15 protein-coding genes are annotated in these 15,035 nt (G+C 72.6%); 10 read left to right on the forward strand and 5 right to left on the reverse strand.

The window, feature by feature from the left end; translation table 11 throughout:
* Positions 1-3: 3 nt before the first annotated feature.
* From ABZ805_RS18110 to ABZ805_RS18140, 7 genes are all read left to right on the forward strand, one after another.
* Entirely contained in the window at positions 4-1,380 is a 1,377-nt protein-coding gene (locus tag ABZ805_RS18110) for a pitrilysin family protein (protein ID WP_358441269.1), read from the forward strand.
* A 5-nt stretch (positions 1,381-1,385) separates the two neighbouring features.
* Entirely contained in the window at positions 1,386-2,150 is a 765-nt protein-coding gene (gene dapB / locus ABZ805_RS18115; RefSeq protein WP_358441390.1) for a 4-hydroxy-tetrahydrodipicolinate reductase, read from the forward strand.
* A complete protein-coding gene (locus tag ABZ805_RS18120; protein WP_358441272.1) occupies positions 2,151-2,636 on the forward strand; it encodes a hypothetical protein in 486 nt (161 codons plus the stop codon).
* Between the two features lie 617 nt (positions 2,637-3,253).
* On the forward strand, positions 3,254-5,086 hold the full coding sequence (locus tag ABZ805_RS18125) for a hypothetical protein (RefSeq protein ID WP_358441274.1): 1,833 nt from the start codon (positions 3,254-3,256) through the stop codon (positions 5,084-5,086).
* Between the two features lie 100 nt (positions 5,087-5,186).
* Positions 5,187-6,932, forward strand: a complete 1,746-nt coding sequence (locus ABZ805_RS18130) for a DUF6239 family natural product biosynthesis protein (protein WP_358441277.1) — start codon at positions 5,187-5,189, stop codon at positions 6,930-6,932.
* A 35-nt stretch (positions 6,933-6,967) separates the two neighbouring features.
* Positions 6,968-8,215, forward strand: a complete 1,248-nt coding sequence (locus tag ABZ805_RS18135) for a YeeE/YedE family protein (RefSeq protein ID WP_358441279.1) — start codon at positions 6,968-6,970, stop codon at positions 8,213-8,215.
* An 83-nt stretch (positions 8,216-8,298) separates the two neighbouring features.
* Positions 8,299-8,502 carry a hypothetical protein gene (locus ABZ805_RS18140; protein ID WP_358441281.1) on the forward strand — a complete coding sequence of 68 codons (204 nt, stop codon included), beginning with the start codon at positions 8,299-8,301 and terminating at the stop codon, positions 8,500-8,502.
* On the opposite strand, the gene ABZ805_RS18145 is transcribed toward ABZ805_RS18140, so the two are convergent.
* Positions 8,495-8,668, reverse strand: a complete 174-nt coding sequence (locus tag ABZ805_RS18145; protein WP_358441284.1) for a hypothetical protein — start codon at positions 8,666-8,668, stop codon at positions 8,495-8,497. The two genes, ABZ805_RS18140 and ABZ805_RS18145, sit on opposite strands and share 8 nt — an antisense overlap.
* Positions 8,669-8,828: 160 nt before the next feature.
* Between ABZ805_RS18145 and ABZ805_RS18150 the strand changes: the two genes are divergently transcribed.
* Positions 8,829-9,074 carry a hypothetical protein gene (locus ABZ805_RS18150; protein ID WP_358441286.1) on the forward strand — a complete coding sequence of 82 codons (246 nt, stop codon included), beginning with the start codon at positions 8,829-8,831 and terminating at the stop codon, positions 9,072-9,074.
* 223 nt (positions 9,075-9,297) lie between these two features.
* Here the strand turns inward: ABZ805_RS18150 and ABZ805_RS18155 are convergent, their stop codons facing one another.
* The gene (locus tag ABZ805_RS18155) at positions 9,298-9,789 is read right to left on the reverse strand and encodes a hypothetical protein (RefSeq protein ID WP_358441288.1); all 492 of its coding nucleotides are present in this window, start codon (positions 9,787-9,789) and stop codon (positions 9,298-9,300) included.
* Between the two features lie 397 nt (positions 9,790-10,186).
* Complete coding sequence (locus ABZ805_RS18160; protein ID WP_358441291.1) at positions 10,187-10,744, reverse strand: GNAT family N-acetyltransferase; 558 nt, start codon at positions 10,742-10,744, stop codon at positions 10,187-10,189.
* A 414-nt stretch (positions 10,745-11,158) separates the two neighbouring features.
* Here ABZ805_RS18160 and ABZ805_RS18165 point away from each other — a divergent pair, with 414 nt between their 5' ends.
* Positions 11,159-12,388, forward strand: a complete 1,230-nt coding sequence (locus tag ABZ805_RS18165) for a crosslink repair DNA glycosylase YcaQ family protein (RefSeq protein ID WP_358441294.1) — start codon at positions 11,159-11,161, stop codon at positions 12,386-12,388.
* Here ABZ805_RS18165 and ABZ805_RS18170 read toward each other — a convergent pair.
* Entirely contained in the window at positions 12,372-13,445 is a 1,074-nt protein-coding gene (locus ABZ805_RS18170) for a DUF4097 family beta strand repeat-containing protein (protein WP_358441297.1), read from the reverse strand. The two genes, ABZ805_RS18165 and ABZ805_RS18170, sit on opposite strands and share 17 nt — an antisense overlap.
* Positions 13,446-13,470: 25 nt before the next feature.
* The gene (locus ABZ805_RS18175; protein WP_358441300.1) at positions 13,471-14,064 is read right to left on the reverse strand and encodes a toxin-antitoxin system HicB family antitoxin; all 594 of its coding nucleotides are present in this window, start codon (positions 14,062-14,064) and stop codon (positions 13,471-13,473) included.
* 197 nt (positions 14,065-14,261) lie between these two features.
* On the opposite strand from ABZ805_RS18175, the gene thyX reads away from it, so the two are divergent.
* Positions 14,262-15,014: an FAD-dependent thymidylate synthase gene (thyX, locus tag ABZ805_RS18180; protein WP_358441303.1), complete on the forward strand. Its 753-nt coding sequence runs from the start codon at positions 14,262-14,264 to the stop codon at positions 15,012-15,014.
* Positions 15,015-15,035 lie beyond the last annotated feature (21 nt).

Here is a 15,035-nt window from a genome sequence, read left to right on the forward strand (position 1 = left end):
ACGATGAAGCAGAACCAGACGCGAGCGGGACATCTCCAGCGGCCCGGAACCACCCGGGTGCTGGCCACCAGCGGAGCCGAATCGGTGCGGCGCACCGTGCTCCCCGGCGGGCTGCGAGTGGTGACCGAGGAGATCCCGGGCGTCCGGTCCGCCTCCGTCGGCATCTGGGTCGGCGTCGGCTCGCGCGACGAGACCAGGCCGCAGGCCGGGGCCGCGCACTACCTGGAGCACCTGCTGTTCAAGGGCACCGCGCGGCGCACCGCCGTGGACATCGCCCAGGAGATCGACGCGGTGGGCGGGGAGCTCAACGCGTTCACCTCCAAGGAGCACACCTGCTACTACGCGCACGTCCTCGACGAGGACCTGCCGCTGGCCGTGGACATGCTCTGCGACGTCGTGTTCGACGCGGTCAACGCCGCCGCCGACGTCGAAGTGGAACGCAGCGTCGTGCTCGAGGAGATCGCGATGCGCGACGACGACCCGGAAGACCTGCTGCACGAGCTGTTCGCCGAAGCGGTGCTCGGCGACCACCCGCTGGGCCGCTCGGTGCTGGGCACCGAGGAATCCATCACCGAGATGACCCGCGGCCGGGTGCACGGGTTCTACCGCCGCAGCTACGCGCTGCCGAAGATGGTGATCGCCGTCGCGGGCAACGTCGAGCACGGCAAGGTGCTGCGGCTGCTGCGCAAGGCCGTCGGGGACCGGTTGCAGGGCGAGGACGCGCCCGCGCCGCCGCGCACCGGCCGCACCCGGCTGCCCAAGCAGCAGCCGCTCGTGCTGGAGCACGACGACACCGAACAGGCCCACCTGCTGCTGGGCTGCCGCGCGCTGCACCGGCACGACGACCGCCGGTTCGTGCTCGGCGTGCTCAACGCCGCGCTGGGCGGCGGCATGAGCTCCCGGCTGTTCCAGGAGGTGCGCGAGCAGCGCGGCCTCGCCTACTCCGTCTACTCGGCGGCGACCTCGTACGCCGACGCGGGCACCTTCTCGGTGTACGCGGGCTGCCAGCCGGACCGGCTCGGCGAGGTCACCACCGTGATCCGGGACGTGCTCGAATCGGTCGCCGCCGACGGGCTCAGCGCCGACGAGGTCGCGCGCGGGCGCGGGCAGCTGCGCGGCGGGCTGGTGCTCGGCCTGGAGGACACCGCGTCCCGGATGAGCCGCATCGGCAAGAGCGAGCTGAACTACGGGCGGCACCTCAGCGTCGAGGACACCCTCGCCCGCATCGACGCGGTCACCGCCGAGGACGTGGCGGAGCTCGCCGCGGACCTGTTGCGCCGCCCGCTGACCACCGTCGTCGTCGGGCCGTACGAGAACGTCGAGGACCTGCCGGAATCCGTTCGCCGGCCGGAGCACACCAGAAAGGCGGCACGTTCGTGACTTCCCTGGAAACCCCCGTCGCATCCCCGGTGCGGGTCGGCGTGCTCGGTGCCCGCGGCCGGATGGGCTCCGAGGCGGTGCGCGCGGTCGGTGAGGACCCCAGCACCGAACTGGTCGCCTCGATCAACCGGGAAGACCCGCTGCAGCTGCTCGTCGACTCCGGCGCGCAGGTCGCCGTGGACCTCACGCACCCCGACTCGGTGCTGGCGAACGTGCGGTTCTGCGTGGAGAACGGCATCCACGTCGTCGTCGGCACCAGCGGGCTCGGCACGGCTGAGCTGCAGAACATCGGCTCGCTGCTCGCCGAACACCCGCAGGTGGGGGTGCTGGTGGCGCCGAACTTCGCGCTCGGCGCGGTGCTGTCGATGAAGTTCGCCGAGGTCGCCGCCCGGTTCTTCGAATCGGTGGAGATCGTCGAGCTGCACCACCCGAAGAAGGCCGACGCGCCGTCCGGGACCGCCGCCCGCACCGCCGAGGTCATCGCGCAGGCCCGCGAGTCCGCGGAGCTGGACCCGGCGCCGGACGCCACCACCAAGGAGCTCGACGGCGCGCGCGGCGCGAAGGTCGACGGCGTCCCGGTGCACTCGATCCGGATGGCCGGGCTCGTCGCCCACCAGGAGGTGCTGTTCGGCACCGAAGGGGAGACGTTGACCATCCGGCACGACTCGTACGACCGGCGCTCGTTCATGCCCGGCGTGCTGCTGGCGGTCCGCGAGGTCGGCGGGCGGCCGGGGCTGACCGTGGGCCTCGAATCCGTGCTGGGGCTGTGAATGTCCGAGGGTGAGCGGCGGCGCGGGCTCGGGCCGCGCACGGCGGCGTTCGTGCTGGCCGCGGTGCTGCTGGTGTACCTGGTGCTGATGGGCGGCCGGGCGATCACGATGATCGTCACGGGGCGCCCGGTGTTCGTGGTGCTCGGGGTGGCGGTCTTCGTGCTGCCGGTGCTGGGCGCGCTGCTGGTGGTGGACCAGCTGCGCTTCGGCGCCGGCACCGAACGGCTCGCGCGGCAGCTGCACGACGAGGGCGCGCTGCCGGACGTCTCGCACCTGCCGCGCCGTCCTTCCGGACGCGTCGAGCGGGAGGCCGCCGACGCCTGGTTCGACGAGAAGCAGGCCGAGCTGGAGGCTTCCCCGGGCGATTGGCGGTGCTGGTTCGCCGTGGCGCAGGCCTACGACTTGGCGGGCGACCGCAACCGGGGGCGCAAGGCGATGCGCCGGGCGATCGAACTGCAGCGCGGGGATGCGGACGCGGAACGGTAGATCGTCCGGACCAGCCGCGGTACCTGCTTTCGGGTGATCGTCGGGTTCCTCCGTTGAATTCCGCAGGTCCGAACCGCGTGGATCTCACGGTTTGGGCGCTTAGTTGACACCGCGTACAGTTGCGCCGCATGATCTAGCGCATGTCCAGGTTCGCCTCTCTGGTGGTCCGCTTGCACGTGGATTTGCAGCACCAGTCCAGCGCCCTCTGTCGTAGTCTCTGATCGGCCGCACCGCCGCCGCGAAGACAATGCGCGCATCGAATTTCGCTCGCTCGCGCCTGCGCTGAGCAGTGGATTCCGCTGGTGCCCGCCCGGCCGCTGTGACGGCCTCCGGGCTCGAAGCAATTCCCCCCCCCCGAATTCCCCGTTCCATTCCTCCCGCGGGCGATGCCGCCTGTCGTGCACCGGATCGCGCGATGTCGAATCCGGCGACCGGGTGTGCCCTGAATCGGTTTCGGCTCGCGCCGAATTCCGGAAAACCGGTTCTGGGGACACGCGTGTCCGAAACCGATCGCATTCGAATCCAGCACCAGAACGACATCCAGCGCCAGAACGAATCCGCACGAGAAGAACGGTTGCCGAGACCTTGGTGGAACCGAGATGGAGACCGGAGAGAAGATGAGAACCCCCTCGCGCGCATGGCGGAAGGGACTGACCGGAGCGGCCGCTGCGCTGCTCGCGGTCGGCGCCATCACGCTGCCCGTCGGTGGAACCGACGCCTACGCCGACGTGCAGGTCACCACGCAGCAGGTGCCCGGAGCCGACGGCAAGAACTACACCGTCACCAACCACGTCGTCAGCAGGACCGCCACGAAGGCCGCCGACGGCAAGCGCAAGGAATGGCTGCTGGTGTGGGCCGGTGACGAGAACATCGCCGACACCGCGGTCAAGGACGTCAAGGGCCTGCCCGGATCGCTCGGCGACGGCCTCGGCAAGGTGAAGAACGCCCTGCCCGGACCGGACTTCCTCGCCGTCATCGACGCCACCAAGGGCTCCGAGACCTACGGCGAGGTCGTCAACACCGCCACCGTCGGGCCGCTGGTGGAGAACGAGCCGCACCACATGCAGTACGTGTGGCACAAGGGCGACACCATCTTCGCCGGTGCGCTGTTCCTCGGCGCCACCTACGCGTTCGACGTCACGAAGCTGCCGAACCTGGAGCTCAAGGGCGTCAGCCTGCCCACCCAGACCCTCGGCGGCTCCGTCCCCGACGCGTACTGGACGCTGTCCGACGGCACCTCCTACGGGACCTACATGGGCGGTCCCGTCGTGCCCGGCCCGTACCGCTACGACGACGGATCGGTGCACGTCGGCAACGGGTTCGCCGGCAGCCCCGGGGAGGTCGTCCGGTTCGACCCGAACGGCAAGGTGCTGTCCCAATCGCCCGCGGCGACCCCGCAGGGCGACGACCCGAAGCTGTGCGACAACCTCCCGCAGCTCGGGAAGCCCACCTGCGCCAACCCGCACGGCATCCAGGCCCGCGAGGACCTGAACACGCTGATCACCAGTGACTACGCGGAACCGCGCAACATCATCCTGGACCCGGTCAAGCAGCCCTCGCCGTACCTGCGGCGGCCGACCGTGCGCACCTGGGACATCTCCGACCGCAACCACCCGAAGCTGCGGGCCGTGTCCTACCTGCCGGACGGGCCGCGCGCCGATCCCGCCGACCCGCTGCACTCCGAGAGCCGCGCCGTGATGGAGACGACCGTCACCAATCTGCCCGGCCACAAGGGAGCGTTCGCCGAGACCATGCAGGGCGGTGCGGTGTTCTACACGCCGGACATCACCGCGCCCGCGCCCCGCTGGACGCAGGTCTTCGACGACGGGCAGGCGCTCAAGGCCATCGACCCGGCCAACAACGACGCCCGCGGCGGCAGCTCCAACGGCGGCTGGATCCAGACCAGCCCCGACGACAAGTTCCTGTACCGCGCGGTGCAGGGGCGGCAGAAGGGCGCGCTCGGCCCTGACGACCCCGGCTCCACCGGCGGCGTCTACACCCTCGACATCTCCAAGATCGTGGCCGCCGGGAACGACTTCCAGTGCACCATCGACACCGTCGAGAAGGCCGAGAACGGCGGCGGGCAGGACTGCCCGACGCTGGCCGGCGCGGCCCCCATCAACCCCGGGCAGCCGGGCGCGGGACCGCACTGGGGCGCCTACGACAACTTCACCGAAGGCGCCGACGGACGTTACGAGGAGACCAAGCAGCCCGGCAGGCTCGCGGTGTCCAACTACTTCGTCGCCCGCTCCGGGCTCGACGGCGACCACAAGGTCAACATGGTCGACCTCGCGCCCGACGGGAAGGTCGCCGTGGACGAGTCCTTCAAGGACGAGGTGACCGGTGAGACCGGGATCAACTTCAACCGGGAGCGCTGGCCGCACGGGCCGTTCGGCAACGCGAAACCGCACTCCGAACTGTTCGTCGTCGCCGACGAGGACCTGAAGTAACCCCGCGCCGCCGGGCGGATCCCCCGCGGACCCGCCCGGCGGCTCCTCCCGGAATCCCGGGAACCTCCCGCATTCGTTCGTAGTGAGGATCGCGATGGACATGAGCGGTATGCACCCCGGCACCGGAGTGACCGGAGTGGACGCCGCGGGGCTCGTGCTGCGGGTGCTGCTGCTCGGCGGCACCGTCGTCGCCGCCGGGCTCGGGCTGCTGCGCCCCGCCGTGCGCGGCACCGGACGCGCCACCACGTGGACCGCGTGGGCCGCCGCCGGGGTGGGCGCGGTCGCCGCGGTGCTGTCGATCCCGCTGCTCGACATCAACGCGCCCGTCGCCGTCGTGCACGCGGTGCTGCTGCTCGCGCTGCCGATCGCGCTGCGCGCGCCCACTCCCGCCGCTTACCTCGGGTTCGCGCTCACCGCGCTCGTCGTCGTGGAGAGCGCGCTCGGGCACTCGCCCGCCGAATTCCTCATCACCACCCTCGTCACCGCCACCGCCGTCACCTGGCTCGGACTCGCCGGATTCGCGCTCACCCTGCCCGCCGAGCGGCGGCCCGAAGGCGGGCTGCGGCTGCGGCCGCTGGCGATCGTGCTCGCCGTGGTGCTGCTCGCCGCCGCGGTGGCGCAGCTGGTGCTCACCGGCATCGCGGACCGGCGGCTGTTCGGCGGACTCGGTGCCGTGCTGCTGCTGATCGCGCTGTCCGCGCTCGCCGCGGGCGTCGTCGTGCTGCTGCTGCGGCGCGGTGATCCGTGGCGGACCTACCGGGTCGGGGCGGTCGCCGTCGCCGCCGCCTTCGCCGCCTGGACCGTGCTGCCGGGCATCCCGGCGCCCGGCGAACTCCCGGTGCCGGGCGTGCCGCGGCTCGCGCACGCCACCGTCGGCGCGCAGGACGTACCGGTGCTCGTCACCCCGCACCGGCCCGGCAAGAACCTGGTGCACCTGCCCGAGAGCGCGGGCGACGACTTCACCGTCGACGCGGGTGGTGGCCCGGTGCGCGCCGTCGCCCGGCCCGGCACCTCCGGCACCTGGGCCGAAGTGGACCTGCCCGCCGGGCGCGGCGAACTCGCGCTGCACGGGTCCGGTGACGCCACCGGTGACGTCGAGGTGGACACCGGCAACGGACCCGGGCTGCCCGCCGCCACCTCCGCCGACGGGCCGGAATGCGCGAGCACCGCGCTCGCCGGACTCGTCGCCGAGCAGCGCGCGCCGCTCGACGGCTGCCCCGCCGACTCGCTGTCCGAGCAGGACGCGGCCGCGCTGCGCGTCCTCGTCGGCTACGTCCAGCGCAACGGGGCGCCCGGCATCACCGTCCTCGGCGACGACTCGCCCCGATCCCGCGCCGCCGCCGACGTCGTCCGCGACGCCGCACGGCAGGCGGAGCTGCCCGTCGGCGACCGGCCGGCGCCCGACAACGCCCTCGTGCTCGTCGGCAGCTGGACCGACGCGGCCCGGCGCCTCGAGACCGTCGCGGCGACCCAGCACACCGCGCCCACCTACGCCTACGGCGTGCACCTCGCGCCCTGGCTGCTGCACAGCCCCGTCACCACCGGCATCGCCAGTTCCGCGGTGCCGTTGCGGTTCGACCCCCGCGAATACCGCTCCCTGGAATACGGCATGGCCCTGGCCACGTCGTTCGGCGGCGAACCGCCGTCCGTCGCCGGATTCCACACCTGGCTCGCCGCCCGCGGGCAACGCGCGCACGACCCCGTCGTGATCTACGCCTCCGCGCAGGTCGACGCGATGCAGATGGACATGCCCGGCATGCGTGGCGGAATGCACGGTTCCGAACCCGCCGGTCAGTGGGTTCCGCATGGCACCGTGGTCGCGGTCTCCGGGCCGCTGGCCCCCTGAACCGCCACCGGCCCCCGAAACGAGGAGCGAACGACATGTCCATAGTGGACACCGCTGAAGAACCCAGAACACCCGCACCACCCGCACCGCAGGCACCGCCCGCCCGGCCCGGCGTCGTCACCATCGGCGTCCTGCTCGCCGCCGTCGTCGGCCTCGCCGTCATCAGCGCCGCCGGCTGGAAGCTCGCCGTGCTCTACGTCGTGGGCCTCGCCCTCGGTGGCGTGCTGTTCCACTCCCGGTTCGGGTTCACCTCCGCCTGGCGGCAGCTCGTCGCCGTCGGACAAGGACGTGCGCTGCGCGCGCACATGCTGATGCTCGCCGTCGCCTGCGTGCTGTTCGCCGCCATCCTCGGCACCGGCGCCGGGCTCTCCGGCGCCCCGGAAGGGACCGTGGCGCCCGCGGGATTCGGCGTGGTCCTCGGCTCGTTCCTGTTCGGCGTCGGCATGCAGGTCGGCGGGTCCTGCGCCTCCGGCACCCTGTTCGCCGTCGGCAGCGGGCAGACCGCGATCCTCTACACCCTCGGCGGGTTCATCGCCGGATCCGTGCTCAGCGCCTTCCTCACCCCGTGGATCAGCGCGCTGCAGAAGACCGGACCCACCGTGTCCTTCGCGGACACCCCGCTCGGCTACCCGGGCGCGCTGTTGATCTCGCTGCTCATCATCGGAGCGGTCGTCGGCGTGTCGCTGCTCGTCGAACGACGCCGCACCCCGCCGCCGATCGAAGCGCCGCCCACCGCGCAGGGACTGCTGCGGGTGCTGCGCGGGTCCTGGCCGCTGTGGGTCGGGGCGCTGCTGCTGGCCGGGCTGAACGCGCTCACCCTGTTCATCTCGGGCGGGCCGTGGGGCATCACCTCCGCGTTCGGGCTGTGGGGCGCGAAGTTCCTCGGCTGGATCGGCGTCGACATCTCCGGGGCGCCGTTCTGGGCCGTGCCGGAGAACGCCGCGAAGCTCGACGCGTCCGTGCTCGCCGACAAGATCTCGGTGATGGACTTCGGCATCATGATCGGCGCCCTCGTCGCCTCCGCCGCGGCCGGCGCGTTCGTGCTGCACCGGCGCATCCCGTGGCGGCTCGCCGTCGGCGCCGTGCTCGGCGGAATCCTGATGGGGCTCGGGGCGCGGCTCGCCGGTGGCTGCAACATCGGCGCCTACTTCTCCGGCATCGCCTCGTTCAGCCTGCACGGCTGGCTGTGGGGCGTCGTCGCCATCATCGGGACCTACGCGGGACTGCTGCTGCGGCCGCTGTTCGGGCTGGGCAACCCGAAGCCCACCGACTCGGTCTGCTGATCCGCCCGCGCGGTGGTGATTCGCCGCGGGGCGCTGGACTTCCCGCCGGAGCGGCGGGATGGAGAGAAACGAGGAGAAGCACCATGTCGAAGAACCTCGCCAGGCTGACGGCCGCGACCGTCACCAGCCTCGCCCTGCTCGGGCTCGGCGCCGGAGCCGCGCAGGCCGAACCGCCGTCGATCTGGGTGATCCCCGGCGTCGACGCGGGCGGGCTGCTCAGCCCCACCGTCGGGCTGCCCACCGCCGCGCTGAACCCGGTCGTGGGGTTGCTCGACGCGCTCAGCTGATCCGCAGGCCGAGTTTCGGCTGGTCGGGTTTCGGCTGATCGGGATGTGGCTGGTCGGGTTTCGGCTGATCGGGATACGGCTGATTCGGCCTCGGTCGGTCCGGTTCGTGCTGGTCCGGTTCCAGGTGATCGAGCTCCAGCTGGTCCAACACGAGCCGGTTCGGCACCGGCTGATCGTCGCCGGCTGATTCCGCGCCAGCTGATCCGGCTCGTGCTGATCCAGCACCGGGTGAATCAGCTCCCGCCGTCCAACACCAGCCCACAGCCCCAACCGATCCGGCACCCGCCGGATCGCCTCAACTGAACCACCGGAGAGGAACACCACTGATGAACAGCACCCTGCGCCGCGGCCTGGCCGCCACCGCGCTCGCCGGAACCGCCCTGCTCGGTTCCGCCACCGCCGCCACCGCCGCACCGCAGCCCGCGCCGGAACCGGGCGGCGTCATCATCGTCGACCAGCCCGACACCGGGGACCTGAACAACATCTGGACGTTCGCGCCGCTGGGCGTCCCGGTGCTGGGCCTGCTCGATTCGGTCGCCGCCGTGCCCGGGAAGCTGCTGCCGCAGCCCTGATCGCCATGAGCGCCGAACCGTGCTGTAGGCGAACAGCAGGCGCCGTCGCACCGGGCCGACCGCGTGCGGCGGCGTCTGCGCAGTCACGACCGGGCGGTCAGCACCGGGCGGTGATGACCGGGCGGTGATGACCGGGCGGTGACGACCGGGCGGTGACGACCGGGCGGTCAGCACCGGGCGGTCACGACCAGGCAGTGACGACCGGGCAGTGACGACCAGACGGTCACAGCCAGGCGATCATGGCGCCCGGCGCCACCGCCAGCGCCGCGAACCGCACGAAGCGGCCCACCAGGCCGGTCACCAGGAAAGTGCTCAGCGGGACCCGCGCCCATCCGGCGGCCACGCACGTCGCCAGGAACGGCGGCAGGCTCGCCACCGCGCTCAGCAGCAGCACCCCGCCCGTCCACATCGGACGGGTCTGGCAGCCGACGCGGAACCGCTCCAGCCACGCCGCCCAGCGGCCGCGGTGCTCGCCCGGTTCGCTCTTGCGCTGCAGGAAGCGCGGCAACCGGATCACGCCCCGCGCCGCGTAGAAGTACAGCAACTTGCCGCCGATTTGGCCGATCGTCACCACCAGCGCCAGCAGCCACCAAGGCACTTCCGGGCTCTTCACGACCAGGCCGATCACGAAGATCTCCACGCTGATCACCGGGAGAAGTGCGGAAGCCACCGCCATGCCGAAAGCGGTCGCGATCAAGCCGATCGAGGTCAGCACAGGTCCACCCGAACGTCGGAGTGCGGTCCGCCACAGGCTAGCAATGCGTGACCGAGCGCTGACGCTGAACTCGACTTGCGCACCTCCGCCTACGGTGCCCCGCACATCCCGCAAGACCACACCAGGTGAGTGCCCCACCCGCCCTGCCAGCGTGGGCGAGTGGGCCATTCGTCTCCTGGGTCGTGCCGGGTGAGTGGCCCACTAGCCCCGTCGGCTTGGGCGAGTGGGCCACTCACCTTTCTGGTTTGGGCGGGTGAGCGGCCCGTTTGCCTCGTCGGCTCGGGTGAGTGGGTCGTTCACCTTGTTGGTCGGGTCGGGTGAGTGGGTCGCTCGCCCTGTCGGTTTGGGCGGGTGGGGCAGTCACCTCGTTGGTCGGGTGAGGTTCGTGGCGGGGTGGTCAGTGGAGGTGCAGGGCTAGGGGGCCGGTCAGGCGGAGTTCGCGCATCGGGCGGCCGCCCGCGTCCAAGGTGCGGACCGTGCCGTCCGGCAGCCAGTCCGCGTGTTCGAAGAACGCCAGCGACGCCGAATCGGCCTCCGGAACCCAGCTGATGCCGCGGGACGCACCGCCGTCCGCGAGGCGCTGCGCCATCGTCGCCAGCAGTCTGCCGCCGTGGCCGCGGCGACCCCACCGCGGTTCCACCAGCAGCGTGCTCACCCACGCCACCTCGGCGAGGTCCGGCGGCACCGCGCCGTCCGCGGCCACCGCCTCCTGCTCGGGAGCGGTGCCCGCCGCGCAGAAACCGACGAGCTGGTCGCCTTCGGTGGCGACCAGCACCGCCACCGGGCCGTCGGCGATCGCCTCGGTCCACTGCCGCGTCGTCTCCGCCTCGTCCAGGCCCGCCAGCACTTCCGCGGGCAGCAGGTCGGCGTAGGCGCTGCGCCAGGTGGTGAGCTGCACGCGGGTGATCTCAGGGGCGTCGGCGGGCGTCGCGGCCCGCACCTCGGCATCGGCCATGCGCGCCAACCTAGCGTCCGGGCCCGGGAGATCCGGTGGCCCCGTCCGGAGGACAGGGGGCAAGCGGGAACCGGAGCGCCGTTCCCCGGAAAGGCGCGGGTCTCGGTCGGCACGATCAGGCGGGCCGTCGGTCTGAACGGATGCTTGGGCGGCGACGGGTGCGTGGGTGCGATGGGTGTGGGCGCGCCGTCGGCGTGAACGGATGCGTGGGCGCGACGGGTGTATGGGAGCGACGGGTGCGTCGGTGCGGACGGGCGTGTCGGTGCGCAACGGCTGCGTTGGTGAAACGGCTGCGTTGGCGTGCAACGGATGCGTGGGCGCGAAACGGGCGCGTTGTCGTGAACGGGTGCGTGTGCGCGACGGGCGTATCAGTGCGAAACAGGGGTGTCGGTGCGGGGTGGCACCATGCGGCGGATGCAGACCATGAGCACCGCGGCGGCCCGGCGCACCGCGTTGGCCGCGCAAGGGTTCGCCGACAGCCGCCCCGCGGGACGGCCCACCCGCCAGCACCTGAACCGGGCGCTGGGGCGCACCAAGCTGTTGCAGCTGGACTCGGTGAACGTGGCGGTGCGCGCCCACTACATGCCGCTGTTCAGCCGCCTCGGCGCCTACCCGGCCCGGCTCGTGGACGATGCGGCGTGGGCGCCGACCGCGGCGAAACCCCGGCTGCTCGTCGAGTACTGGGCGCACGAGGCCTCGCTGATCCCGGTGCGGGACTGGCCGTTGCTGCGCTGGCGGATGCGGGAGCACGGCGGTTCCTGGCGCAGCCGTTCCCGGGAGCTGCTGGAGCAATCGCCGGGGCTCGTCGACGACGTGCTCGCCGCGGTGAAGGACCTCGGACCGGTCGGCGCGGGCACCCTGGAACGCGAGCTCGGCGGCGGCGTCCGGCAGGGGCGCGGTCCGTGGTGGAACCGCACCGACACCAAGCGGGTGTGCGAGCTGCTGTTCGCGATGGGAGAGCTCACCACCGGCACCCGCAAGGGTTTCGAACGGCTCTACGACCTGCCGGAGCGGGTGCTGCCGCCCGAAGTGCTGGCCCAGGACCCGGCGGACGACGACGCGGTCCGCGAACTGGTGCGGCGGTCCGCGGAAGCTCACGGCGTGGCCACCGAGACCGATCTGCGCGACTACTACCGGCTGAGCCCGCAGCAGTCCCGGCAAGCGGTCGCCGAGCTCGTCGAGAGCGGTGAGCTGGAGCAGGTCGAGGTCGAGGGCTGGAGCAAGCCGGCGTACCTGCACCGCGATGCCCGCACTCCGCGCGCGATCCGCGGCCGCGCCCTGCTGTGCCCGTTCGACCCGCTGATCTGGGAGCGGTCCCGGGCGGAGCGGCTGTTCGGCTTCCGCTACCGCATCGAGATCTACGTGCCGGAACCGAAGCGGGTGTACGGCTACTACGTGTTCCCCTTCCTGCTCAACGGCGAACTGGTCGGCCGGGTGGATCTGAAGGCGGACCGGGCGGCGAAGGTCCTCCGGGTTCCGGGGGCCTTCGCCGAGCCCGGTCACGACCTCGGTGCGGCCGCCCCGGAACTCGCGGGCGCCTTGGTCGAGATGGCCGACTGGCTGGGGCTGGACGGCGTGGAGATCGGTTCGCGCGGCGACGCCCACCTCGTCGAGGCGTTGCGCGCGCTCACACCGCGGAGGTGAGCAGCACGTCGCCGCTGCCGCTGCGCCCGAAGATCCGCAGCGCCGGTTCCTGCGCGGTCGGTTCTCCGGACACGTCGAGCTCGCTGTCCACGGCGCCGGTGCTGGAGATCAGGTCGACCTCGGCGTCGGTTCCCTGCGGCAGCGCGATCCGCAGCCCACCGGAGCCGGTGATGAGCTCGACCTGACCGGAGCGGGCATCGGCGATGCCGATGTCCCCGCTGCCGGAGCGCACCAGCACGTCGGACCCGACGGTGCCCAGCCACACGGCGCCGCTGCCGGTCACCACCGAGGACGTGGCGTGCACCGCGGCGATCTCCACGTCGCCGCTGCCGCTGCGCGCCTGCACCCCGCCGGCCATCTCGCCGAGCCGCAGCGCGCCGGAGCCGGTGCGGGCGACGGTGCTGCCGCCTGCTCGTTCGACGGACACCGCGCCGCCGCCGGACTGCACGTGCACCCGACCGGCCGCGCCGGTCACCCGGACTTCTCCGCTGCCCGCGCGGATCGCCAGCTGGGAGTCCGCGGGTGCTTGGACGAGGACGGACAGCGGGACGGCGCGCAGCGGTGCGGTGCTGGGCGTGCGCACCGCCAGCCGGTTGCCGGTGAGGTCGATGCGGGTCTGCCGCACCGCCTCGGCCACCGGCTCGCGCGGTCCGGTGCGGCCGAAGGGCCGGTCGCCGAACGGCCGGTCGCCCGCGCCGCGCTCACCGGGCTCACGGCCACCGGGCCCACGACCGCCGGGGCCACGACCACCGGGACCCGGCTCGCCGGAACCGCGCTCACCGGGACCGCCGCGCGTCGCGGCCTCCCCGAACTGCTCGCTGACCCAGCTGAGCAGCCCGGTGAGCCCGCTGCGCCAATCCCCGCCGCCGGCCGCCGCGTCGTGGCGGACCTCGACGTGCGTGACCGCGGTGGCGCTCAGCTCGACCGTGATCGAGCCGAGGCTGTTGCCGATGTCCACCTCGATGGGCGCCGCCGTGTCGAAGTCCTGCGTGCGCACCAGCCCGCCCGGCTCCTCGGAGTTCCGGGAATCCTGCTCGTCCGTGCCGTTGTCGCTCATCACCAGTACCGCCTCTCCGCCGCGTTCAGCCGTGCACCCAGCCGTGCAGCCGCGATCCGGGACCGTCGTCGGGTCCGTCGGGGCGCCAGCGGCCCGCGCCGGGCGGGCCCCAGCCGCCGGGTCCGCGTCCCGAGCGGTGGTGGTCCCACGGTCCGCGCGGCCTGCCGCCGTGCAGCGCGCCCTGCACCGCCTGCGCGACCCACGTGTTCAGCGAGACGCCCTGGGTGGACGCGGCCTGCTCGGCCTGCGACTTGATCTCGTCGAGCAGGCGCAGCGTGATCCGGCTGATGTCGCCGCCGTCGGCGCCCGGCGGGGGAGGCGGTGGTCGTTCCTCCTCGGTGGCCGCGGCGCGCGGGGTGCCGCCACCGCCGCCACCACCCCCGCCGCTGACGACGACGCGGAGGTCCCGGCCGTCGAGCCGGAGGTCGACGACCTCGCCGTCGAGGTGCGTGGTGACCTCGGCGGCGAGGTCGGAGAGCGCGTTCATGATGGCCAGGCGGGCGGCCGGTTCGATCGCGGCGGAGAGCGCCGCGGCGGTCTGCCGGGTCTGCTCGTCGCCCGCCGACGCGGCGGAACCGAGGTCTTCCCGGAGCTGTGCGATGTAAGGGCTGAGGTCCATGACGCCACTATGGCGTCAAGACTGACGCCGCGCAAGGGCACGATGGTGTCATCGGGGGTCGGGCGTGCCGCCACCGCCGTCCCCGGCCGGGTCCGGCCGCCGCGATCGCCGGATACGCTCGGGAAACCGCCGAAGCCCGACCGGGCGCGGCGGCACCATCTGGGTTCGTCCGCCAGGCAGAAGGGGATCCGCGCACCGTGACCGACATCGTGCCGCCGAAGGTCCAGCTCATCGGCAAGACCGAGTTCGTCCCGCCCGCCGACGTGGACTGGTCCACCGACGCGGACGGCGGCCAGGCGCTCGCGGAGTTCGCCGGCCGGGCCTGCTACCAGTCGTGGCACAAGCCGAACCCGGCCACGGCCACCAACGACGGCTACCTGCGGCACATCATGGAGGTCGGCCACCTCTCGGTGCTGGAGCACGGCTCGGTCACCTTCTACCTGACCGGGATGTCCCGGTCGCTGACCCACGAGCTGATCCGCCACCGGCACTTCTCCTACTCGCAGCTCTCCCAGCGCTACGTGCCCGAGCGGGACGCGGCCGTGGTCGAACCCGACGTGATCGCCGAGGACCCGGAGCTGCACGCGAAGTTCGTGCGGGCGACCGAGGCGAGCGTCGCCGCCTACACCGAGATCCTGGACGCGCTGCAGGAGAAGTTCGCCGACGAGCCGCAGGCGACGCTGCGCCGCAAGCAGGCCCGGCAAGCCGCGCGCGCGGTGCTGCCCAACGCCACCGAGACCCGGATCGTGGTCACCGGCAACTACCGCGCCTGGCGGCACTTCGTGGCGATGCGCGCCAGCGAGCACGCGGACGTGGAGATCCGGGCGCTGGCCGTGGAATGCCTGCGGCAGCTGCAGCGGGCCGCCCCGAACGTGTTCGGCGACTTCGAGATCACCGCCCTGCAGGACGGTTCCGAGGTCGCCTCCAGCCCCTTCGTCGCCGAGGGCTGATCGGCGGAACCGAGCGGAGCC

It is taken from the genome of Saccharopolyspora sp. NPDC047091, assembly GCF_040643635.1.
Classification (GTDB): domain Bacteria; phylum Actinomycetota; class Actinomycetes; order Mycobacteriales; family Pseudonocardiaceae; genus Saccharopolyspora_C.

What these genes read in the sequence shown, in the direction of transcription:
- ABZ805_RS18140 (WP_358441281.1), top strand. Translation starts at nt 8,299, where the DNA reads ATGTCGAAGAACCTCGCCAGGCTGACGGCCGCGACCGTCACCAGCCTC.
- ABZ805_RS18150 (WP_358441286.1), top strand. Translation starts at nt 8,829, where the DNA reads ATGAACAGCACCCTGCGCCGCGGCCTGGCCGCCACCGCGCTCGCCGGA.
- ABZ805_RS18110 (WP_358441269.1), top strand. Translation starts at nt 4, where the DNA reads ATGAAGCAGAACCAGACGCGAGCGGGACATCTCCAGCGGCCCGGAACC.
- ABZ805_RS18135 (WP_358441279.1), top strand. Translation starts at nt 6,968, where the DNA reads ATGTCCATAGTGGACACCGCTGAAGAACCCAGAACACCCGCACCACCC.
- ABZ805_RS18170 (WP_358441297.1), bottom strand. Translation starts at nt 13,445, where the DNA reads ATGAGCGACAACGGCACGGACGAGCAGGATTCCCGGAACTCCGAGGAG.
- ABZ805_RS18175 (WP_358441300.1), bottom strand. Translation starts at nt 14,064, where the DNA reads ATGGACCTCAGCCCTTACATCGCACAGCTCCGGGAAGACCTCGGTTCC.
- ABZ805_RS18120 (WP_358441272.1), top strand. Translation starts at nt 2,151, where the DNA reads ATGTCCGAGGGTGAGCGGCGGCGCGGGCTCGGGCCGCGCACGGCGGCG.
- ABZ805_RS18125 (WP_358441274.1), top strand. Translation starts at nt 3,254, where the DNA reads ATGAGAACCCCCTCGCGCGCATGGCGGAAGGGACTGACCGGAGCGGCC.
- ABZ805_RS18160 (WP_358441291.1), bottom strand. Translation starts at nt 10,744, where the DNA reads ATGGCCGATGCCGAGGTGCGGGCCGCGACGCCCGCCGACGCCCCTGAG.
- ABZ805_RS18165 (WP_358441294.1), top strand. Translation starts at nt 11,159, where the DNA reads ATGCAGACCATGAGCACCGCGGCGGCCCGGCGCACCGCGTTGGCCGCG.
- ABZ805_RS18130 (WP_358441277.1), top strand. Translation starts at nt 5,187, where the DNA reads ATGAGCGGTATGCACCCCGGCACCGGAGTGACCGGAGTGGACGCCGCG.